Below are 21340 nucleotides of genomic sequence, written 5' to 3' on the forward strand. Positions count from 1 at the left end.
ATTACTCGGCAGCGCAGTTGTTCGGCCCCAGCTCCAAGTCAGCCAGTTCCGCGTCAGCGACCGATTCCTGTCCGATGTTCACCCGCTTGACGCGCTCGAAATTCGGTGGGTGATCGGGAATATCGGAGGCGAGCGTCGAAATAAAGTCCTCACGACTACGCTGAAGATCCCTGTTTCTGTCCGTAACCTCACCGAGCGTGGCAGTTACCGGTGGTTCGGGCGAACCGGGATCGTGTGCGGGAAGGACGAGAATGTCGTCCGGGTACTCCAGCAACCGCTGGAGGCTCTCGTACAGCGTGGCGGCGTTGGCCTCAACATTGGAGTCCTCGATGCCAGCTTCGACGCCGAGTTCGACGCGGCCGACGCTCTCGTGAAAGAGCGTGTCGCCCGTCAGCAGTGCCGTACCGCCGACATCGAACGAGACGCTCCCTTCACTGTGACCCGGCGTGTGGATCACGGAAATTTCGACGGTGCCGATAGTGATGGTCTGGCCGTCTTCGAGTGGAGACGCATCGATTCCAAGTGCGTCCGCGGGATGGAGGTAGTAGGGAACGTTATGACGGGTAGCGAGGTCTGCACCACCGGAAACGTGGTCAGCATGAGCGTGTGTATCGAGCACAGCCACAAGGTCGACGTCGTACTCGTCAATCACCGTCTCGTAGGCGTCAAGATTGTGGGAGGCATCAAAGACGGCTGCCTGGCCATCTGAGATGAGAACGTGCGAGAGACACCCCTTCCCTGGGCGGGTGATCTGAATCAACTGGCCGTCGATATCGACCGGAACCGCGGCGTGTCGGTGAACCCGACTCCAGCCGCTCATTCCGTCTTCGAGGGTCGTGGCATCGTACCCCATTTCCCATAACACGTCCGTCGCAGTCTGCGAGACGACACCCTCGGTGCACACAGTGACAATTTCCTTCTGTTTGGGCAACTCCGTGAGCGAGTCTTTCGCCGTGGCTGGTTCGCTGACCAGACGGTCGTAGACATCAATGTTCGTGCTGCCAGGAATATGCCAGTCTTCGAAGTCCTCTCGGTGACGTATGTCTAGAACGAGTACGTCATCGCCGTCAATTTGCAACCGCCTGCTGAGTTCATCCGGTGCAGTCTCTGACATCGGTACCAACCTGTAGGAAGAGTATTTGAATATAGGCACTGCCGGACATGACCGGTACCGTTAATTCCGACGATCCACAATACCCAGTATGGCCCTGTACGAGGCGTCGCTCCGGGTGAAACACGAGTGTCCATACCGAGCGATATCTGAACGCTACCCGGACCTCACCATCCGCGAGTGGCCGTTGAGTGACTGCCAAGTGCTGGAGATCTCGTCGGAGCAAACACCGACAGACCAACTCCTCAATGACATCGATCGTCTCGGAACGGTTCTCCACGAGTCAGTCGACGACTCCGGCTACCACGTTGTAACACAGTCGTGTCTCTGTTCCCTTGAACAGTCGATAATCGACCGCTTCGAGGATCACAACTGTTTGTACCAGTCACCAACGATCTATCGGCAGGGCTGGGAACACTACACTGTTATCGCCTTCGACGAGGACGACATCCGGGCATTACTCGGCGACCTGCGTGCCGACCGAGATATCGAACTCCTCTCGAAAACCGAGATTGCGGAGAAACAAATTCCGCACAGTATGCTGACGCCGGTCGATCAGCTGTTCGACGACCTCACCGACCGGCAACTGGCAGCACTCCAGTTGGCGCTCGAAAGCGGATACTACGAGCAACCACGGCAGACATCACTTCGTGAGATTGCTGGCCGGACATCCGTCTCGAAGTCGACGTACGAGGAACACCTCCGGAAAGCGGAGAACAAACTTCTCACCAACGCCGGGCGATTCCTCCGACTGGTAACTGCGACCTCAACGACGAATCCTCTCCAAGCGAGGCGACAGAGACCGTCCGAACAAAGTGCGGACTGAGATCCGTTTCTATCACGGTTCTAATGGAAGAGCAGCTGGCCGTGCATTGAGAGCGCCAGTCTCAACTACTGCTTGCACTGGACCTGACCGTGAGTGTCGAGGTTCTCGACGAGCCAGTGATTCTGACAGCGCCGACAGCCGACGACCGAGTATCGCGGGTCGGAGTGGGGGCGAACATCGCTCTCGGGGGAACCAGTAGGGTTGTCGTCCATCAGGTCGCGAACGCCGACCTTGCGCGCTGACGGCTCGACGGGCCGTCCTACCCACGGATACTCTCGTCCCCCTCACTGTCTCGAGCAGCGGCGCTGACGCTACGCGTCGCTCGCGATGAGGGGCAAACGTTTTGTCCATGGGTTGCGGAAGAAGAGGTACGGGTTCCAACCATACCTTATTCCCCAGTCCGAAGTGGGATTCGGACTGGGGTTCTTCCCCAACGCTGTGAGCGGTTAGCTTATCTTGTGCCTTGGACGATGAATCTTCTTGCCTCGCCTTAAAATCCCCGCCGGCGTCAGACGTTTTGACCACAGAATTTGTTCCTAGAATATAACATACGGTGGCGGGGAAGGGTGATCTTGGTCGCGGTGCGATCATCCCCCAAACCCGTATATCACCGCGAGTTTCTCTGCCGACCACGCGCCGGCCGCGTCGGCGTGGAGCAGGGAGCCTGTTATCGCGTGTCCTGCTCCTCATGGAGTTCCCGAACCGCGGTGCGGATGAGTTCGCTCTTGCTCGCCAACTAGCCCTCGTTGATGAACCTCGGCACGGAGATCGCCCGGCATCCGCACCGTTTCGCGACGCACCCGAGCGTCGTCAGGGTGGTTGGTGGTGCTCACCAGTGATCAACATTCTAGAACGCCCCCGAGTCGTTCGAGATCCGCACCAGAATACTGGTATGAATCGTGGCGCTAGCAGAGCCTGTCCGGACGCGTGCCGTCCCGGGCAAAGTGCGTGTGATCCCATCGTCGCGCCCAACTTGCCAGTCTCTCCCTGGACACGCACCTTCTGTCGGCACGCCATCCCGGACGATCGAATCCGGACCTCACTAGCATTCGCCCTCTTCAGTAGCATTGGTGAGACGGCATACCCCGACCCGGATCGCCTCGCGACCAGCATCGGTCGGCGCGTAGCCGTTGGTGCGGCCGTCGATCCCCGTCTTCGCGATCAAATCACGCTCGATCGCGAGCGTCGCGACTGCCACGAGGCAATCCCGCTGGAAGACGACCAAGTCGTGCCACACCGTGGTTCGACAACGACAGATCCACCGTCGGAGCGCAACAGATCATCTTCGGGAATACTGTTACCCCACGTACGGATCTATCGTTCTATTTTGTGGGGTAACAGCAGACAAACCAACGACGATTCTGATGGCTTGCCAGTCGAACGTGAGATGGCCAGCAGATAGCTGCATTCGAAGCAGAAACTTCGTGGGCGGCGGCCAAGCGATGAATTTCAGACGCGATAGATTGGGGTGGTCATCTGGAACATCGAGAGGTAACGGGCGTATGATTTATCGATCGTGTTCCTAATTCACACTGTATGGCCGGTTGGAGCGATCACGAGGATGTCCATCCAGAAGAAAAACAATACAGCGTCGTCCGAATGGATGAGTGGAAAGCACCGTCAGATGACGATTTTGCAATTAAGCTCGCCGAAATTGACTCGATTGAAGAGGCGCCAACGACCGTGGCGGGCCGTGGTGAATCAATTGTGATTCTTGACAAGGACGGAAACACGGTCTCAGTCACCGAAGGGCCAGAGCATCCAACGGACACGACAACCCGCGACGAAACCGAGTGATTCGGCCAGTTGAGAACCTCAAACGGGTGGAGAAAGGGCCCGTCGCTGGTGTTTGTACATACTAGCTCTGTGGGGGACTATTCTAGAGATCTATTGGTGCCTATCGATGGAGGATGTCAGCTGTTGCTGTGTTTCCAGCCCTGATTGGAAACGGTTGAGGACTTCTGTTTGGTGCTGTGAGCAGGCCATGAGGGCGACTGCTCCGGTTTGGATTGGGAGTACTGGTTGATGGAGATTGTAGTGTGCGAGCTGGCAGCTGGGGCAGTGGATCCCTCCAGCCGGTCGATGCTCTATGACGTCTGCTCTACCAGTAGTCGTGAGTTCGCAGATAGAAACGAACTGGTCGACGTGGTCTCCGCAACCGATGATAGGGATGGTAAGCTGATCCAGAAGTAGGAAGGAAACATCGTCGTCGTCATGGCTGTGGAGAGCAGACTCACAGTCCTCGCACTGGATGGGTGGATGGCCTTCGATGTCGTCAGGAGCCGGCCGAGTAGCATCTACTGGAGGCATACTGAGAGGTATGCAGAGCGGTTGATCGCCATACAGGTAAGTTATGGGATGAATAGAATCATACTAAGTTCGGAATTTATGATTGACAGCAAGCAGAACGGGACTGAGGGCCAGCGAATCTGGAGACTCCTCGAAAGTACCACCGATTGCGGAGCGAAGTGATCATGCCTGAGTGCCAGAACTGTGGTGCCCACGTCACCGAGCGCTACGTTCGGGTTTTCACCCCCGACGATGTCGACGAACCGCGCGTCTGCCCCCGCTGTGAGGACCTTACTCGTGACGGAGATGGAACGGTTCGAGAGACGCGAACATGACTGCTCCCTCGCTCCCCTCGGGGTTTGACATCTCGAAACACGTCGTCGCTACCCGAGCAGACTGTGCTCTTACCGTCGGGTTCGACCGCCAGCAGGGGTACATCCCACGCTTCCTCGTCCAGCTGCACTACCAGACTGCGACGACGCCTGTCGAGTGGGACGTGATCGCCCGGATGGATCACAATGAGACCAGCGCGACCGGGCACGACGTCTATCGTGAAGGACTCCACGTCGATATCAACCGCCGGAGCGCTCAAGAAGTCCATCTAGCCCCTCGACACGGCCCGCTCCCGGCGAACCGCGGGGCCGTGATTCGGGGTTGTGTCGACTATCTCGATGCCGGAGCGGACTACTTCGTCGACGTCTTTGAGGAGCGTCACTCACCAGGGAGTCCGCCGCGGTGGACTCCCGATGGGGGTGAGCAAGAACCTACCTTTATCCGTTCGCCGCTGGTAGATGGAGGTATGAGCCGGAACGCGGACGCCGACGCGCTCTCTCGCGAGGAGCTGACGGAGCTGCTCGCTGACGCGACGGGTACCGAACCCGAGACCCTCGATCGCGAGGCGCGCGACATGGAGATCGCACCGCCGGTCAAGGCCGACGTGGTCGACGAATCCAGTGATTGCCAGAGTTAGTCTTCGGTATCATTCGAGAATCGTTGCGCGATACTGGTGGGGACGCCAACACATCCTCTGAAGTATGTGCCGAGCTCGCAACTCCGATGACATCGGCGACGTGACACTCACCTTGGAAGATGGACGGTACGTCGCCCGAGACGAGGAAACGGATGTCGCGAGCCAAGGCAAGACACGTCCAGAGGCGTTAGCAAACCTCGCCGAAGCGCTCAAACTTCACGAGCGGCCGGTCCCCGATGGGGTGGATGTCGACGGCCCCTCGTCAGCGCCTTGGTTGTAGCAGATACGCTTTCCAATTGGATCTGGGCCTGTACTTGCTATTTTCCTCATCAGTGCAGACCACTGGTGCTGAGATTCAGTGCACCCGCTCCGGGGCGAGGAAGTAAGAAAAGTTACCCCACAATATACAATAGACTACTGCGTGGGGTAACAAACAATGAGCGAGTCAGGAAAACCAGAGGCTCCGGATCTCCCCGCGTACGTGACCGACCCCCTTGAGCGACAATCACCCGAACAACTGGAGACGGTCGCCGCCTATGCGGCGGCACTCGCGGACTGGAAGCGGGCACAGCGCGAGGCGGACGCGACTGCAACACGGGCTGCCGAGGCGGTCGACGAGGAGGCTATCGACGATCTCGAGGAGCGGGGGTTCGAAACTGATCCCGACGCCTACGAGGACGTGCCGTCGAAAGCGTACATCACGATCAAGGAGACCAAGCCCGGCTATCACTACTATTACTGGCAGTGGCGTGAGGGCGATAGCTGGGCGAATGCGTATATTGGGCCCGTTACGTCAGATGATGATTCGTAGAGCAGCACTTACTCGATCTCTGTTAGTAATGGCGTGACCGATACAGAGGGTGGATTCAACGAAGAGAGATACCGATAGTAGCATTTCGGCCGATGAAACAGCGGCCAGGTGATTTTGAGTATGACCAGCGAAACACGATACTGAGTCATGCGCGAACGACCCTGTCCGGATTGTGATGTCCAGATGGAACAGACGAACGTAACCGCTGAGGGCGTCGGTGACCTGTACATCGAAACTGAGAGAGACGGCGGTATCCTCGACCGCCTCGGCGTCGGGTATCAAACTCCACTTTCTGCATGTCTTTGTCCGGAGTGTGGGCTCACTCGACTCTATGCGGACCTCTCTGAGTAGTCAGGGGAGAAGACGTATGCCCTCTATCGAGTCGTTCCCGACGAAACGCGGTACAGTACGGTTCACTGAGGAGTACGTGTACTTCCAAGAGTCCTTTTCGGGGTATCTTAAGTCACTCTACCGAGACTATTGGCAGCGCGGAACGTGGTGGTCTAGTAGTGCCCTTGTCGCCTACGCGTTTGCGTTTCCAATCGGTGTCTGGTGGGTACTCAGCGCGGTCCGCGATGGCAACTTTCTCCACATCGCTGCCGTTGGTGGATTGATGCTCGTACTTTGGGGAGTGCATTTCGCACGCGGGTTCCGATCGCCGGACCGAATTCGACTTGATACAATCGAGCAGGTCTCTGCAACGGATGGCATAAAAGGCCTGACACGTCCTCGACTCGTTGTTAGATACACTGACGGGGGAACGACCTATAAACGCCGCGTGAACCTCCCAACACTTTACACGAGTGGTGGAGAGACAGTATACGAACAGGTACAGGAAGCGTTTACCGAGCGCGGATTCTGAACGGCGCCATTTATCGGGCGAGGACATCCGTTGAGAGGGTATAGCAATGCTGAATACGCGCGCTGTATGCAGCACTGCCTTCGATAACTACTTGATCTCTGTCAGAAATGCGGTGACCGACTCAGAGCGCAAAGTCAGCACCAGAGCGTTTTATTTCAAATACTTGATTATGAATTAATCTCCCGTATCGACAAGACCAATTTCAGTTCTTATAATGCCACAACACATTTTTGATGATGGTCACACGTCTGTGTATCATGCAACTCAGTTCTCACCAAAAGATTCGGATTCTCCACGTCGATGACGACCCCTCAATCACGGATCTGACAGGGACGTTTCTCGAACGCGAGGACAACCGGTTCGCTGTCGAGACAGCGACCAGCGCCGACGAGGGACTGGAGAGAATCAACGACCGCCCGCCTGATTGTGTCGTCTCAGATTACAACATGCCCGGGATGGATGGGATCGAATTCCTGCAGGCTGTCCGGGAAGAGCACCCTGATTTGCCGTTCATTCTGTTTACCGGCAAAGGCAGTGAGGCCGTCGCCAGCGATGCTATCTCTGCGGACGTCACCGACTATCTGCAAAAGGGGTCAGGGTCCGAACAGTACGAACTGCTGGCCAACCGGATCCGCAACGCCGTCCACGCACGACGCGAGAGCCAACGGGCCGACAGACAGGAACAGCTGATGCGATTAACGGAGTTTGCTGGTGAGACGGGTGGGTTTGAAATCGACGTGGACAGCGGTGACCTCCTGCTGACTGACGGCACTCACCGACTCGTCGGATTGTCCGACGACGCTCAGATTACGCTGGAGGAAGCGATCGAACTCTACCACCCGGACGACCAGGCGGACGTCCGACAGACCGTTACCCGGGCAGCCGAGACCGGCGAAGAAACGTATGGCACCTGGCGTCTCCAGACGCTGGACTGCGACGAACGCCTCGTGGACGTGACCATCACGCCAGCAACCGAGAACGACGACGTCACCGCTCTTCGGGGTGCAGTCCACGACGTTACTGAACGCACAAAACGTCGACGGGAGCTCAGAGAGAAACAACAGTTCATCGAACAGGCACTCGATACATTAGATGACTTGTTCTACGTGATCGACACAGACGGCACCCTCCGACGGTGGAACAACCAGGTCCCGCAAACGACGGGGTACGCTGACTCGGAGCTGGCCGATATGCGGGCGATCGAACTGTTCCCCGAGGACGACCGCGAAACAATTGCCGACGCGATCCAGTTGGCCGTTTCGGGTGAAACAGTCACTGTCGAGGCCGACCTGCTCACTGCCGACGGTGAGCGTCGCCCCTACGAGTTCACCGGGGCGCGTCTGACCGACGCCGATGGGAGTACGACTGGACTGGTCGGAATCGGACGGGACCTCACCGAGCGCAAACGGCGCGAACGCCGGTTCCAGGCGCTCGTCGAGGAATCCAACGACATTATTTCGGTTGTTGATGCCGAGGGGGTCTATCAGTACCAGAGCCCATCGCTGGAACGGATCTTGGGACACGACCCCGCGGAGACGATTGGCGAGCAGGTATGGGAATACATCCATCCAGAGGACCACGAGCGTGTTAGCAACGAATTCGAGGCGTGGGTGAATAATTCTGATAGAACGCCAAAAGGCATCCAGTACCGTGCTCGCAACGCTGACGGTACCTGGCACTGGATGGAGTCAAATGGAAGTGACCAACTCACCAATCCGGCCGTCGAAGGATACGTCGTCACCAGTCGTGACATTACCGATCGTAAAGAACGCCAGCAGGAACTAGAACGGACCCATGACCTCTTGTCGAACATGGAGGAGTTGGCCGACGCTGGCGCGTGGGAGTACGATTCTGAGAGTGAACAGCTTATCATAACGGATGGAACACGCCGGCTCTACGGGCTCGATTCGGAGGCAAGTCTCACGCTTGAGGAGGCGCTTGACGCTGTTCATCCTGATGACCAAGACCTGCTCGCCGACCGGTTCAACAACTGTCTCGAAACAGGCGAGCCATACGAGATGGAGGTGCGACTCACCACGCTCGATGGAGAACAGCGGTGGATCATCGCCCGAGGTGAGCGCGTCTCCGAGAGTGAAACCGGCAGCGTACTACGTGGCTACATCGGGGATATCACCGGCGAAAAAACACGGGAACGGCGGTTGACCGAATTGAACCGAGCCACACAGGCACTGCTGACGGCAGAAACCAAGCAGGAGGTCGCCAACATCGGGGTCGAGGCCGCCAGTGACGTCCTTGACCTCCAGGCAAACGCCATCCACATCTCCGAGGCCGACGACACGCGGTTAGTACCCATGGCACAGACTGATGAAGTGGCGTCGCTCATCGGAGAGACATCACCCCTGCCAGTGGCGGATAGTATCGCGGGACGAGTCTACCGGAACGGCGAGCCGGCAGTGATCGCAGACGTCCAACAGGATCCGGATGTCCACGACTCCGAAACGAATCTCGGGGGCCATTTGTATCTGCCACTTGCGGACCATGGAATCCTGATCGCCGGCTCCGAGAAGCGAGCAGCGTTCGACCAACGGGACCTCACGCTCGGGGGACTGCTGGCGGGGACTCTCGTCGCAGCACTCGACCGCGTTGAGCGCGAACAGACGGCGCGGCAGCGACAACAACAACTCTCGCTGTTTTTCGAGGAATCCCCGCTCGGGGCAGTCCAATGGGACGACGAACTCCGGTTCGAACGATTGAATGAGCAAGCCGAATCACTCCTCGGGTACAGTGAAGCGGAACTACGCCAGGAGCCGTGGAAAGTGGTCATCGCCGACGAAGACCGCGACCACATGCGCGACACCGTAGAGTCACTCCTCGATGCCGATGGCGGAGAGTACGAACTCAATCGAAATGTCCGAAAGGACGGCGAGGTAATCACCTGCGAGTGGTACAACCGTGTCGTCACCGACGCAGATGGTGACGTCCAGTCAGTCTTTTCGAAGTTTCAGGATGTTACCGACCGCGAGCAACGTAAGACTGAATTAGAAGAGTACGAGACGATCATCGAGGCACTCAGCGATGCGGTGTACGTGCTCGACGAGGAGGGGCAGTTCAGGTACGTCAACGACGAGTTCGTGGAGTTGGTTGGCTACGACCGGGAGACAATTCTCGGGAACACGCCGTCGCTAATCAAAGACGAGGAAGCCGTCCAGCGGGCCGAGCAGGAACTAGGACGGTTACTGTCGAGTGCCGGCCCGGAAACCGTTATATTCGAAGTGACGATCCACACCCGCGAGGGCGACCCGATTGTCTGTGAAGATCATATGGGCGTCCTTCCGTACGGGGGAGACCAATTCGATGGATCAGTCGGGACACTCCGGGACATCACCGACCAGAAAGCACGAGAGCGGAAGCTAGAAGCGGTCAACAGCCAGTACCAGACACTGATCGAGAGTTATCCCGCCGGCGCTATTTTCCTGTACGATACCGACCTTCGAGTCGTCCGTGCTGGTGGAAGTGAATTATCTGAGGTTGGTTTGTCTCTCGAAGAGATTGAGGAGACCACACCACGGGACCGGTATCCACCCGAAATCGCCGAGGAACTCGTCGGCACCATCGAGAACGTTCTGGCCGGAGAGAGCCACACGTTCGAACAGGAGTACCAGGGCGAACACTACCGGGTTCAAATAGTTCCTGTGGAGGTGGGTCAAGAAGAGGTCACCTATGCGATGGCCGTGTCACAGAACATTACTGACCAGACTGAGAACAGACGGGAACTCAAACGCCAGAACGAGCGGCTCGACGAGTTCGCAAGCATCGTCAGCCACGACTTGCGGAGTCCACTTGGCGTAGCCGAGGGGCATCTCGAACTGGCCGCGGAGACCTGCGAGAGTGACCATCTGGCCCGGGCAACCGATGCCATCGACCGGAGTCAGGCACTCATCGACGACCTGTTGACGCTGGCACGAGAGGGCGACAGGGTGGACGAGACTGAACCTGTGGAGATTGCAAAGGTGGCAGAGAGGAGTTGGCAAACTGTGGAGACGCGACAAGCGACACTCGACGCTGACGAGTCAGGGGTCATCGCAGCCGACCGGAGCCGGCTCCAGCAACTGTTCGAGAACCTCTACCGGAACGCAGTCGAACACGGCGGCGAAGACGTGATAGTGTCCGTCGGCGCGGTAGACGACGGCTTCTACGTCGCGGACTCGGGCCCCGGCATCCCCGAAGCCGACCGCGAGGACGTATTCGATGCAGGATACTCGACGAACGAGGACGGGATCGGATTCGGCCTGCGGATCGTCGAGCAGATTGCCGTCGCGCACGGGTGGGAGGTTGCAATCACTGAGAGCGAGGAGGGCGGGGCCCGGTTCGACATCACCGGCGTTGAGAAAGGTGCGTGACCGACTCGCGCCTTGCATCTTGTATGACGGATCAAATATCATAGGGATTTGGTAGAAAACAACGGGTAGGTTTCGCTTGTTATGATGGGGTGTAGACTCGGTCTGTACGCAGCCAAACTGTTCGTCTTGACTCAAGCCGGACAGACTAAACCTATCGGTACCTAATTGTATTCTGTATGGAATCCTTTACCGTAAGCGATGCTGCAGCAGACGTATCGGATGATGAAGAGTCAATTGAAAAACTTCGAACTGATGCCGTCAGCCTCGAAATAATGACCTTTGAGGAGGGCGATGAGGATCCGATGCATGCCCACGGCGAAGATGAGATCTATCATGTTGACTCCGGGAACGCAAAACTCAACGTTGAGGGAGAGACCCGCGATGTCTCTGCGGGTGACGTGATCCATCTTGAACCGGGAACCGATCATCAGTTCCTTGACTTTGAAGACAAACTTGTTATGACTGTGCTGTACGCTCCAGCTAAGGGATCGGCTGAGTAAGGCTCAGCCGTCTTGATATCAAGTTGTATCCGAGACAGATTCCAGTCAATAGTAGTGAAATCGTCCTAACCTAAATCGGTGAGTTGAATTGCCTCACCCGATGTAGCTGCGATCTGGCCAACGAAGGCCGTGAGCACTGAGCCCTGTGTGTGGCCGACGTTTTCATCTGCGAGCCACTGTGGGATGACGTCGTTGCCAAGGATGGGTCGTTCGCGAGCGGGTACCATACTGAACAGAGTGCAACGTTCACACACATTCGAGGACAGCGGCGTGACACGGTATCACTCCGAGTCACACGAGGATATGAGGGGCGTCATTGATGTGATCAAATGACCATGGAACCAATCGAAACGCAGTCTCCTCTGCACACAGCGATCCCTGACACAACGTTAGTTTCAGCGGTGGTAGCCAATACCATACCTGTTGTTGGGGTACTCGCGTTCGATATGTTGGCCCTGTAGTTTCGGCATACACCGGTTGATGCAGACCGATAACCTCGTAGAGTTAGCCGAGGAGTATGCAGTGCAACCACGCAATTGGCTCGCTGTCTGTTCGCTGTTGCTTTGGCTGAAACGGTGGTACACAGTATATATCCCTACATTTCAATCGATTACCTGCAGATGAGATTCAACAGGAAGCAGATAGCTGGCATAACCGCTGTGGCACTCACTGTAGTGTATAGCCTTCGCCGCTGGCGTGATGACTCCGCCACTGTAGACGACTCCGAGTTCGATCCTGAACAGACGGCTCCAATTGCGGACTGATAACCGATCGAAATACCACCAATGGACTACGAATTCTCACACCGACCGTCGTACACGCACTTGACCGTCTCACTACAACAGGGTGAATCAATCATCGCTGAACCCGGTGCGATGGTCGGTCACTCGACGACTGTTGATGTCGAGACTGAAACGAGCCGCGATGGGTTGCTCAGCTCAGCTAAATCGATGCTGGGCGGCGAATCGATGTTTACCAACACGTTCGTTGCCAGAGAGGGGTCAGGACAGGTTACCCTGGCACCGCCAACACCAGGAGACATGATGGCCCACGAACTCAGGAATGAAACACTGTATTCGACTGACGGGGCGTTTGTCGCCGGAACAGAAGGTATTGATATCGATTCGGAGGTCGGTGGTCTCAAATCGATGCTCAGCGGGGCCGGGATCACGCCGCTCGCACTGAAAGGTAGCGGCACAGTCTTTATTGACGCCTACGGCGGCCTTGAAAAATTAGAGTTGGCCGCAGGCGAATCGTACGTTCTGGATAACGAGCATCTTATCGCGTGGGATGACACGATCGAGTACTCCACTCGACGGGTTGGCGATCTAAAATCAACGCTGTTGAGTGGTGAAGGGCTTGTCTTCGAGTTTACTGGCCCTGGGACAGCGTGGTACCAGACCCGTGATATAGACTCACTGGTGGAGGTCATCGCTCCGCGACTGCCGAATCAGGACTCAGGCAACGGCATTGAGTTGGAATAAATGGTTGCCTGAATGCAGTATAAGCCGGTGGTGCAGCGGCGACCAAAATTTGTGGACGTAAACTACTACGCGACCTCATGCGGTAGTCCGGAGCAATCTAACCTGTTTGCTGAGCAGTTAGCAGAGAATACTAACAACCGAACGTGTCAGTAAAAAAGTTGAAACGGTAGTGAGTGATCACTCTCGTTCATCTAACACTGTGAGTCGTTCAGATCGAGTAATCGGACTCACTATACCCAGTCTCATCGCTATCTGATTCGATTTCGGTTCCCGGTGAATCTCCTTGTCGTTCAGAACTTCCTGAGTCAGTTGTGGATGCCTCTGATGATTCTGTAGTGAGGGCAGCTCTGAGACTACGCCCGCGATATCTACCAGCATTCGGGCGTTGCAGAAACGTGCAATATGTCGCACATCAAGGCGCACTACTACCGGAGCAACGAGGATCTCAATCCAACCGGATTTGTCCGAGTTGGTTCCGAGAGTGAGTGGTCGGACTCCCCCATCGAGACCAGCTCACTAACTCAAAAATCACATCGATGTAGAACCAATCCACTAGGGCTCGCGTAAGACACGCGCCTTGTATTCATCACTCGGCGAATCATTCTATCCAGTAGTTGATAGACAACCGGGTGACTGAAACAGAGGTTTTAGCAAGTAATAAAATATGTGGCTATCAATGTTTTCGGGTGCGAAACTATGACCTCCCCTGTTTAGGAACCGGCAGCAAAAGATAGAGTTAGTATAGTACATATGAACCGTCGTACAGGATTTGCGTTCCCAATGATTTTAATCGGTCTCTGGTGGGGACATACTGCTATTTCTCAATCAGGGATTGTTTCATTGCTGATGGGAATTCTAGCTGTCACGCTGACGTGTTTTGGTGGTGGGATTCTCTCCGGCATTTTTCAGCCTGAAGCTATCCCTGACGAGGAAATGAGTACTCTTGCAAGTCGTGTTATTGCATCTATGGTTATTGTCGGTGTGCTATCTCTTCTGATGATTGTACTGCTTCCGTATCTTTGATCATCTGTATCAGTCATTCATTATTAGAGATTATGATTAAGCGACTGCTACATAATCCTATGACTCGACTGCTGGAACTGCTAGCACTTGGAGTGCAAGATACGCACTCTATAGTCAGCACGCACTCCAAAACATAGCACCTCTCAAGGATTTCAATAGAGCCAGTACAGAGGAATCATCCGTCGAGAACGTTCTCGGTTATCGCAGCACTGACGACGTAAATCGGGAGTAGGAAAAGTATCATCATCACTGGAATGACGATGAATTCAGGCGTATGACCGTCCCCCCTTTCGTAGATCTGCACGGCCAGTAAGAAAACGATCAGAGCGAGAAAGAATTCCGTCCGGTCCATGATCTGGTTAATGTATCAGATAGTATTACGATTGTGATATGCCTGAAGTTGCACGGTTGGACAGTATAGGTGCAGACTTGCCCAAAACTGCTTCAGGTCGACAGGAGATGCGGCACTACGACCAACATCCCCCGCCCTCTTGTACGGTGGGTCATCCACTCTCGGTTCGACTCTCTCAAACAACGACATCGTCGTCCGTATCCGAACTGCGACTGTCCCGCCATCGCAGACCGGCAACGACACCGGCGAGGAACGCTCCAGCGGCGAAACCCACGACACCGATCTCCGCTGTCCCCGAGAGGGCAGTCGAAACCTGTAACAGGCTGTACGCCAGCCAGAACGAACCCATACACGCCACCATATAGAACTGTTGCTGTGATCGATTGCCGCTCGCGTATTGGTACACGGCGAAAACGAGAACGACCAACCAGGCGAGTCCAAGAAGTATACCGAGTGTCGAATCTGGAACTCCGAGCACTGCGGGGAGGGCCATACGGAGTCGTCAATCGGGACTGACAAAAATTTTTGATGAGTCACGAACGAAGATGAGCCGAGAACCGATCGAATCACGACCAGAATTCAGTACCGGATCACCGACTAACCGGGAGAAACACGATCAGTGTCAAAAAGTGGATGCCACACGAACGAACAATAGACGAGACAGCACTTTTCCCGTTCGCTCTGGAACCGAGAATATGGTCCCCCTCCGTAGAGTACTCGTCGGCCGTCCACGCAGTCGCTTTCAGCGACTGCTCAATGTCCTCGTTATCCTCACGATCCTCACCGGGACATTCGGTGCGTACGCGCTCGGAATCTTTCAGGTGACTGGTGGTGTGATCGTCCTGCCGGCAGCGGCGACACTCGTCGGCTTCCTCGTCGCCGTTGGCGTCGGGGCTCGACGTGGTGGACTGGTCATCGCGTGGCTCGGCCTGTTCGCGGCCTACATCGGCTTTCGGGCCGACTGGGCGTTCCTCGAGCTCTCGAGTCACTCGCTCGACGGGCAGTTCGCCTTCCTCTTCGACCCGGTCGGATTGGCGGTGCTCGGCATCGCGACCCTCATCATCGGAACCGTCGGGTTCGCCGTTGGATATCTCGGCAGATCAAGTATCGAACGACTCCGAGAGAAAGTGGTGTCTCAGCAGTCCCATGACTGAAGACGCGCCGTCTGCGATCGGAGCGGGAATCTTCGTTGGTGTCCTCGGCGTACTGATCAAGTACGTGGGTGTGGTGGGCTTGATCGCTGGATACGACCCCGAGAAGGTTACAGACGAAGAGGGTCTAGCTGACTTCATTGGCACGAACGCACTCTACGTGGCGGTCCTAACGGTCTGCGTCGGTGTGCTGGAACTTCAGCCGTCGACCGTCGACAGCGAGTGGTACTGGATCGTGTTCGTGCTCGCCATCGTTGTTATCGCCGTCCGAATGATCCGGGGTGCTCGCCGCTACGAGTCCACTTCCGAACGGAACAACACTAACTGAAGCGCCACCGGACCATAGACGCTCTGTGGACCAGTCACAACTTCCACGACGCGCTTTGCAGATGTGGACGCATCCACAGGGAGCGCAGTCTCCACAGGTGTTGATTCGGAGTATCCCACTCCTACTTCTTCGAGGCCGCGAGACCGAATCTTCTCACTCCCGGATATCGTATTGGTGGGTTGATTCTCCTAGGCAGCCTCAGTCTCGCGTACATCGGTAGCGGTCGCCTGCGGTAGCAGGTCTCGGGACACGTTCAACCTGACTTATTTTACGTTTCGGTAGCACCACTCACGCACATGCCCTCCACAAGATTTGGATCCAGAGTGATGAATTGGGCAACGAGCCAACGAAACCTCACGATCTTCGTCTCCCTATTCGCCGCATTTCCACTGTCCTACGCGTTCGAATCAATAGTTTCCTGTGAAGCATGGGTCTGTGGTGACCCTCTCGCTTCGTCAGGCCAGACGTCGACGAAGACGTCTCGATGATCGACCACCTTTCGAAGGCGACCCGTATCACGATCGAGCGTGACCTCAATGAACGGGTCTACAAATCCCGTAACGGCGGTGAGTGCCAGTGGAACCACCTGGGCGTACGCATCGGGGGCAGTAATACGGAACGTGACCGTCGCTTCGTTCTCACGCACACGCTCCCACGTGGCCCGGTGGGGGCGAATATACTCTTGCAGTAGCGGATCAGAGCTGTCGTGATTGACTCCGACGCCACTCCGGCCAGTCTGGTCTGTGACCTGGATGTCCCCTGCAGCTGTGCCCCCACTCGGCGTCGGTGCGTCGAAATCGTACAGTATCGTCCCATCCGTGACGTACATCACGTAGGTCAGCGGCAGCGAGTCAGCACCGAACGCACGGTTGTAGTGCAAGAGGGCTGGCAGCGTTCCATGCGGAGAGAGGTACTCTAGGCCGGGCGCCCGTTCAGGTGTCACGCTCGCCAGCAGTGGTGCGTCGAAGGTGGTGAGCGCGTGCAGATGCCGACGTCGAGAGTGTTCGTGCCACTGTTGGTGGCGACCCAACTCGTAGGGCGCCTGGTCAGTCCAATCCCGTCGGATTTCGATATTAGTGAGTGCCCGGTGGTCGACCGCAAATCGGTGGGTGGCCGCAGCGATGATGCGCCCGCGTGGCGTCTCTCCCGTCGGTCGTTCGGGGGAATACAGACGGATGTCGCCGATCCGGGCACCGAGGTAGCTCGTCGCCAGTGCCGTCGTTCCGCCAAGAGCGGTCACAAACTGCCGTCGGTTCATTCCGTGTTCCCCGTCCGCGGGACTGTCGTCGAGTCGGTTGAACTGGATGTGGGCGTCGCCGACTGGGTCGGCGGGGTCCACTGGGCGACCGCCCGTGAGCGATTGCCGTCCGGAGCGACCCACACGAGGCGTGCAGCGGCTGGTTCTGGCATCTCGTGAATCACACTCGCTCCCGGCGAAATGGGGAAGGTATCGACAGGGTCGCCACGATCGGACACCTCGTCGCTCGCGACCCAGACCGTTCGGTGGAGTGTATCGGCCTCCGTTCGCACCACGAGGAGCGCGGTATTCGCTGCTGTCAGCCGATTCCCCCGCTCGAATCGAACGGCCAGTTCCGAGCGATCACTGTCCCAGTTGAACGAAACGAAGATGTTCGGTTGACTTGCGGGGTACGCCGTCGTCGAGGGACTCGCAGGCGCGACCGAACAGCCCGCGAGAACGGTCGGTAGTGACGCGAGGAGGGCACGTCTCTGCATACTGGGTAGCCCAACGGACGGCGTAAAAATGAATTGGACGTTGTCGTGATGGGTGGGGCAGCGGTCCCGCGCGAAGACGGGGGCGAAAGCAGACACTGAGCGTACAAGAGCAGAGGTTTTGTGACGGCTTGCTGTCTCTCCAGCCATGCGGTGGTCCCCGCTTGCACGCAGCGAATACCGGACAGTCCTCACCTCCAAGGGAGCGTGGATACTCGCTCTCCTCGTCGTCCTCTGGGGGTTCCGACCGACCTACGCCGGGTGGGACGCGGTCGGACGAAATATCACCATCGGATACATCCAGATCGGCGTCGACCTGTTCCTTCCGATCGGTGCCCTCCTCCTGTCGTATCAGTCACTCATCGGTGAACGAACCACTGGTAGCATCAAATTCCTCCTTGGGTTGCCGCTGACGCGGACACAGATCCTCTTCGGGAAGACGACTGGGCGGTTCGTGGGCGTCGGGACGGCGATCGTCGCGGCGACGGTCGTTCTCGCCGCAATCGGCCTCGTCGAACACGGCACGTTCGGTCTGCTTCCCTTCCTCGGAACGCTCGTCGCAACACTGTTACTCGCCAGCGCGATGGTCGCCGTCGGCGTGTTCGTCTCGACGGTCACCCGACGAACCGTGACCGCCGCGGCAGGGGTATTCGCGTACTTCCTCGTGACGCTGTTCTGGAGTCAGATCGTCACGTCACTCTATACGGCCGTCACCGGCATTCCGGTCGACCCATACGATGCGCCGGCGAGTGGGCCGCTCTTTCTCGCGCTCAGACTGACCCCCGATGGCGCGTATAACGTCCTGACGAACTGGTTTCTCGACGTCGGCAACTCGACGGAACTGTTCCACATCGTCTACACCAAACTCGCTCCAGGTGTCTCTGTGAACGCCTTCGTCGTCGAGGCGGCATTCGACGGCGGCGGTCCATGGTACCTCCATCCCGCACTGAGTCTAGTCGTCCTCCTCGTCTGGGTGGTGGTGCCGGTGGCTCTCGCTCGCCGTGTCTTCACCAGAGGTGACGTATTATGAGTTCGTCAGGGCCCGCAATCGAAGCTAACGCGGTGACTAAGGAGTACGGCGACGTTCGCGCCGTCGATAGCCTCGATCTGACAGTCGAGGGCGGCGAAACGTACGGATTTCTCGGCCCGAACGGTGCTGGCAAATCGACGACGATCGGGCTGCTGCTCGATTATCTGCGACCGACTGCAGGAACGGTTCGCGTTCTCGGTCGCAATCCACGACGTGACATCGTCGAGGTTCACGACCGAGTCGGGGTGCTTCCGGATCGATTTGGTCTCTACGAGGACCGATCCGCCCGTCAGCACGTCGCGTTCGTCGCAGAGACGAAACGCGTCGACTACGATCCAGCAGCACTCCTCGAACGCGTGGGACTCGGAGATGCCGTCGACGACGATGCGGGTGAGTTCTCCAGTGGAATGGAGCAACGGTTGGCGCTCGCGATGGCGCTCGTCGGCGACCCCGAACTACTCATCCTGGACGAACCGTTCAGCGGCCTCGACCCACACGGCGTCCGGCGAGTGCGGGAAATCGTCCACGAGGAGACCCAGCGTGGTGCAACGGTGTTCTTCTCCAGTCACGTTCTCGGGCAGGTCGAACTGGTCTGTGACCGGATCGGTGTCCTTCACGAGGGGCAGTTAGTTGCCGAGGGAACGCTCGACGAACTCCGAAATCGGACTGCATCTCCCGAGGACGCGACGATGGAAGACGTGTTCGTCGAACTCACCGACGCCCGTGTCGACGACGGAGGTGAGCCGCGATGAAGCGCCGAACGTTCTTGACGGCGAGTACGGTGTCCATCGCTGGTCTCTCCGGGTGTCTCGGTGATACCGAATATCGAATCACCAACACGGCTACGGAGACGCCTCTGGACTCGCTCTCGCTGTCAGTACGCATCGCGGTCGCTGGCGCGACGATCGAACATCCGGCTGCACTCACGCTCACGCTGGAGAACACGGCCGACGACCCGATTCGAATCCGGAGCTACGGCGTCTGGCCATTCGGCGTCCTCGCACTCGCTCCGTCGCCGACACCCGGCGAAGACACGTGGAAGACGACGCTGTACTCCCCATCGTACGAGGCATCCACCCACGTAGAAGTCGACCGTGGCGGGTCGTCGATGTCGTTGAATGGGACGCCGATAACCCGACCGCTCGATCCCGGTGAGAGTATCAGCAGACGATATGAACTTCGCGGCGACGACCTTCCAAGCGCGGGGACGCACTACATCGTGGAGAAGTTCGATGGACGAGACTCACGGTATTCGAGGGGTGACGACTGGGAAACGCTCGAGTACCAGATCCGTCTCGGTATCGAAGAAAAACGACGATTGCCGATATAGGAGTGGCACCTTGAGACGGGCCCTACTCGGAAACCCGAACGCTTTCGTGTCGTCTACTCGACTTTCGCAGTCGAATGCCCCCGCTATCGCGTCGCGCCCTCCTCGCGACTATGGCAGCCGGAGCTGCTGGCACGTCTGCTGGCTGTTCTGGATGGATAGACGGCTCATCGACGAATGGGAACACTCCATCCGAGCTCGGAAACCACACGGTATTCGCCGCTGAAGGAGTCACCCTGTCACGAGCCGAGAGCCTCGACAGAACCTCCGACCCATCGAATGCCGACGTTGCGGTCTATCCGGCCGATGCGAGCGTCGATTCCATCACCGACTCTCTTCAGGCTGAGACTGCCACGGCAGTCGTTGGAGCCGACGCACAGGCAGCCCTGATGGAGGCATGCGCGGCCGATGGCCGTTCGTACGGCTTCGCCCGCAACAGTTGGGGTCCGGAAACGTCCGTCGTCGCTGCCACCCCGAGCGGCGACCGTATCGACACCCACCTGTTCGTCGGTGTCGACGTCCCGGACGACCTGCTCTGGGCACTCGACGACGCTCTCCTGACTACTGGACCGGAATGCACGCTTCGGCAGAACGGTTCGGAGCACTCAGAACGATTCACGGAGGACACACAGCCGGTCAGCATCTCGCGCATCCGCGGCGTGAACGACGTCGGCGGGTTCGATCGCTGGGATCGCGTTCGCGCAACGAAACACGCCGGCGGTGCCGGCTACGTCGTCGATATCACCGGGACGATTTTCGCAGGCCCGACAGCCAGACACGCCAGCAACTATCGAAGCGACCAGATCAGACTCGTCACCCATGCTGACGGACAGGTCGAATCTGCTACCCTTGGAGTCGGCGGCGTGCCGGTGGACGCTCTCCACATCGACGACCGCTCGAAGCGCTCCGATGGAGTCGTCGAACAGGCAGTCACACCCGAGAGTGATGCTGCCCGTCAGTCCTTCACGGCGTGCCAGCGTGCCGTCATCACCACCGACACCGTCGAAGAACAGTTCAGTTACACGGTAAATGGACGCTTCAGGTGGCGAAGGTCGGGGCTGCTCGACGATGACCTGTGGCACTACCACACGCCGGGACAGGCGGCCTGGTATCCACGCTGGTGAGCAGAAGCGTTCGTTACGTCTTCCGCAATTCTCCGACGTGTATCGGTTTCCTGTTCAGGG

General features: G+C 57.5%; 23 protein-coding genes and 2 pseudogenes. 19 read left to right on the plus strand and 6 right to left on the minus strand.

The features are described 5' to 3' along the window. Nucleotide 1: 1 nt before the first annotated feature. Nucleotides 2–1114, minus strand: a complete 1113-nt coding sequence (locus NO364_RS04080; protein ID WP_257628597.1) for an MBL fold metallo-hydrolase — start codon at nt 1112–1114, stop codon at nt 2–4. Nucleotides 1115–1202: 88 nt separating this feature from the next. Between NO364_RS04080 and NO364_RS04085 the strand changes: the two genes are divergently transcribed. Further along, nucleotides 1203–1937, plus strand: a complete 735-nt coding sequence (locus NO364_RS04085) for a helix-turn-helix domain-containing protein (RefSeq protein ID WP_257628598.1) — start codon at nt 1203–1205, stop codon at nt 1935–1937. 1042 nt (nt 1938–2979) lie between these two features. On the opposite strand, the gene NO364_RS04090 is transcribed toward NO364_RS04085, so the two are convergent. Further along, on the minus strand, nt 2980–3135 hold the full coding sequence (locus NO364_RS04090; RefSeq protein WP_257628599.1) for a hypothetical protein: 156 nt from the start codon (nt 3133–3135) through the stop codon (nt 2980–2982). Between the two features lie 338 nt (nt 3136–3473). On the opposite strand from NO364_RS04090, the gene NO364_RS04095 reads away from it, so the two are divergent. From NO364_RS04095 to NO364_RS04130, 12 genes and pseudogenes are all read left to right on the plus strand, one after another. Next, on the plus strand, nt 3474–3734 hold the full coding sequence (locus NO364_RS04095) for a hypothetical protein (protein ID WP_257628600.1): 261 nt from the start codon (nt 3474–3476) through the stop codon (nt 3732–3734). Between the two features lie 417 nt (nt 3735–4151). Beyond that, nucleotides 4152–4409 (plus strand): hypothetical protein, encoded by a 258-nt coding sequence (locus NO364_RS04100; protein WP_257628601.1) that lies wholly within the window; start codon nt 4152–4154, stop codon nt 4407–4409. A gap of 2 nt (nt 4410–4411) precedes the next feature. Further along, a complete protein-coding gene (locus tag NO364_RS18255) occupies nt 4412–4561 on the plus strand; it encodes a DUF7563 family protein (protein ID WP_420191770.1) in 150 nt (49 codons plus the stop codon). Beyond that, nucleotides 4558–4929 (plus strand): annotated as a pseudogene (locus tag NO364_RS18260) (DUF7718 family protein); the annotation flags it as partial. The gene NO364_RS18255 and the pseudogene NO364_RS18260, both read left to right, overlap by 4 nt. Before the next feature lie 96 nt (nt 4930–5025). After that, the gene (locus tag NO364_RS04105; RefSeq protein WP_257628602.1) at nt 5026–5196 is read left to right on the plus strand and encodes a hypothetical protein; all 171 of its coding nucleotides are present in this window, start codon (nt 5026–5028) and stop codon (nt 5194–5196) included. A gap of 64 nt (nt 5197–5260) precedes the next feature. Further along, entirely contained in the window at nt 5261–5476 is a 216-nt protein-coding gene (locus NO364_RS18265) for a type II toxin-antitoxin system HicB family antitoxin (protein ID WP_420191769.1), read from the plus strand. 156 nt (nt 5477–5632) lie between these two features. Continuing rightward, entirely contained in the window at nt 5633–6007 is a 375-nt protein-coding gene (locus tag NO364_RS04110; RefSeq protein ID WP_257628603.1) for a hypothetical protein, read from the plus strand. Between the two features lie 147 nt (nt 6008–6154). Beyond that, a complete protein-coding gene (locus NO364_RS18270; protein WP_157688186.1) occupies nt 6155–6358 on the plus strand; it encodes a hypothetical protein in 204 nt (67 codons plus the stop codon). 768 nt (nt 6359–7126) lie between these two features. Then, on the plus strand, nt 7127–11230 hold the full coding sequence (locus NO364_RS04115; protein WP_257628604.1) for a PAS domain S-box protein: 4104 nt from the start codon (nt 7127–7129) through the stop codon (nt 11228–11230). Nucleotides 11231–11406: 176 nt separating this feature from the next. Then, complete coding sequence (locus tag NO364_RS04120) at nt 11407–11730, plus strand: cupin domain-containing protein (protein ID WP_257628605.1); 324 nt, start codon at nt 11407–11409, stop codon at nt 11728–11730. A 785-nt stretch (nt 11731–12515) separates the two neighbouring features. After that, nucleotides 12516–13214: a TIGR00266 family protein gene (locus tag NO364_RS04125; RefSeq protein ID WP_257628606.1), complete on the plus strand. Its 699-nt coding sequence runs from the start codon at nt 12516–12518 to the stop codon at nt 13212–13214. A gap of 780 nt (nt 13215–13994) precedes the next feature. Continuing rightward, a complete protein-coding gene (locus tag NO364_RS04130; RefSeq protein WP_257628607.1) occupies nt 13995–14237 on the plus strand; it encodes a hypothetical protein in 243 nt (80 codons plus the stop codon). A 175-nt stretch (nt 14238–14412) separates the two neighbouring features. Here the strand turns inward: NO364_RS04130 and NO364_RS04135 are convergent, their stop codons facing one another. Both NO364_RS04135 and NO364_RS04140 read right to left on the minus strand, forming a co-directional pair. Further along, entirely contained in the window at nt 14413–14589 is a 177-nt protein-coding gene (locus NO364_RS04135) for a hypothetical protein (protein WP_251330625.1), read from the minus strand. A 175-nt stretch (nt 14590–14764) separates the two neighbouring features. After that, nucleotides 14765–15082, minus strand: coding sequence for a hypothetical protein (locus NO364_RS04140; RefSeq protein ID WP_257628608.1), 318 nt, complete (start codon nt 15080–15082; stop codon nt 14765–14767). Between the two features lie 202 nt (nt 15083–15284). Here NO364_RS04140 and NO364_RS04145 point away from each other — a divergent pair, with 202 nt between their 5' ends. Beyond that, nucleotides 15285–15743 (plus strand): hypothetical protein, encoded by a 459-nt coding sequence (locus NO364_RS04145; protein WP_257628609.1) that lies wholly within the window; start codon nt 15285–15287, stop codon nt 15741–15743. Continuing rightward, complete coding sequence (locus NO364_RS04150; protein ID WP_257628610.1) at nt 15736–16068, plus strand: DUF3784 domain-containing protein; 333 nt, start codon at nt 15736–15738, stop codon at nt 16066–16068. Before NO364_RS04145 ends, NO364_RS04150 begins: the two co-directional genes overlap by 8 nt. Here the strand turns inward: NO364_RS04150 and NO364_RS04155 are convergent. Further along, nucleotides 16032–16217 (minus strand): annotated as a pseudogene (locus NO364_RS04155) (hypothetical protein); the annotation flags it as partial. The gene NO364_RS04150 and the pseudogene NO364_RS04155 overlap by 37 nt on opposite strands. 245 nt (nt 16218–16462) lie before the next feature. Next, a complete protein-coding gene (locus NO364_RS04160; RefSeq protein WP_257628611.1) occupies nt 16463–17407 on the minus strand; it encodes a hypothetical protein in 945 nt (314 codons plus the stop codon). Between the two features lie 540 nt (nt 17408–17947). Here NO364_RS04160 and NO364_RS04165 point away from each other — a divergent pair. The 4 genes from NO364_RS04165 to NO364_RS04180 all read left to right on the plus strand — a co-directional run bounded on the left by NO364_RS04165 (nt 17948) and on the right by NO364_RS04180 (nt 21280). After that, nucleotides 17948–18829 (plus strand): ABC transporter permease, encoded by an 882-nt coding sequence (locus NO364_RS04165; protein ID WP_257628612.1) that lies wholly within the window; start codon nt 17948–17950, stop codon nt 18827–18829. Further along, nucleotides 18826–19581 carry an ABC transporter ATP-binding protein gene (locus NO364_RS04170; RefSeq protein ID WP_257628613.1) on the plus strand — a complete coding sequence of 252 codons (756 nt, stop codon included), beginning with the start codon at nt 18826–18828 and terminating at the stop codon, nt 19579–19581. Before NO364_RS04165 ends, NO364_RS04170 begins: the two co-directional genes overlap by 4 nt. Continuing rightward, nucleotides 19578–20159: a DUF8130 domain-containing protein gene (locus NO364_RS04175; RefSeq protein WP_257628614.1), complete on the plus strand. Its 582-nt coding sequence runs from the start codon at nt 19578–19580 to the stop codon at nt 20157–20159. Before NO364_RS04170 ends, NO364_RS04175 begins: the two co-directional genes overlap by 4 nt. Nucleotides 20160–20269: 110 nt before the next feature. Then, nucleotides 20270–21280 (plus strand): hypothetical protein, encoded by a 1011-nt coding sequence (locus tag NO364_RS04180; protein ID WP_257628615.1) that lies wholly within the window; start codon nt 20270–20272, stop codon nt 21278–21280. Nucleotides 21281–21340: the final 60 nt, after the last annotated feature.

This window comes from Haloplanus salinarum (assembly GCF_024498175.1).
Taxonomy (GTDB): domain Archaea; phylum Halobacteriota; class Halobacteria; order Halobacteriales; family Haloferacaceae; genus Haloplanus; species Haloplanus salinarum.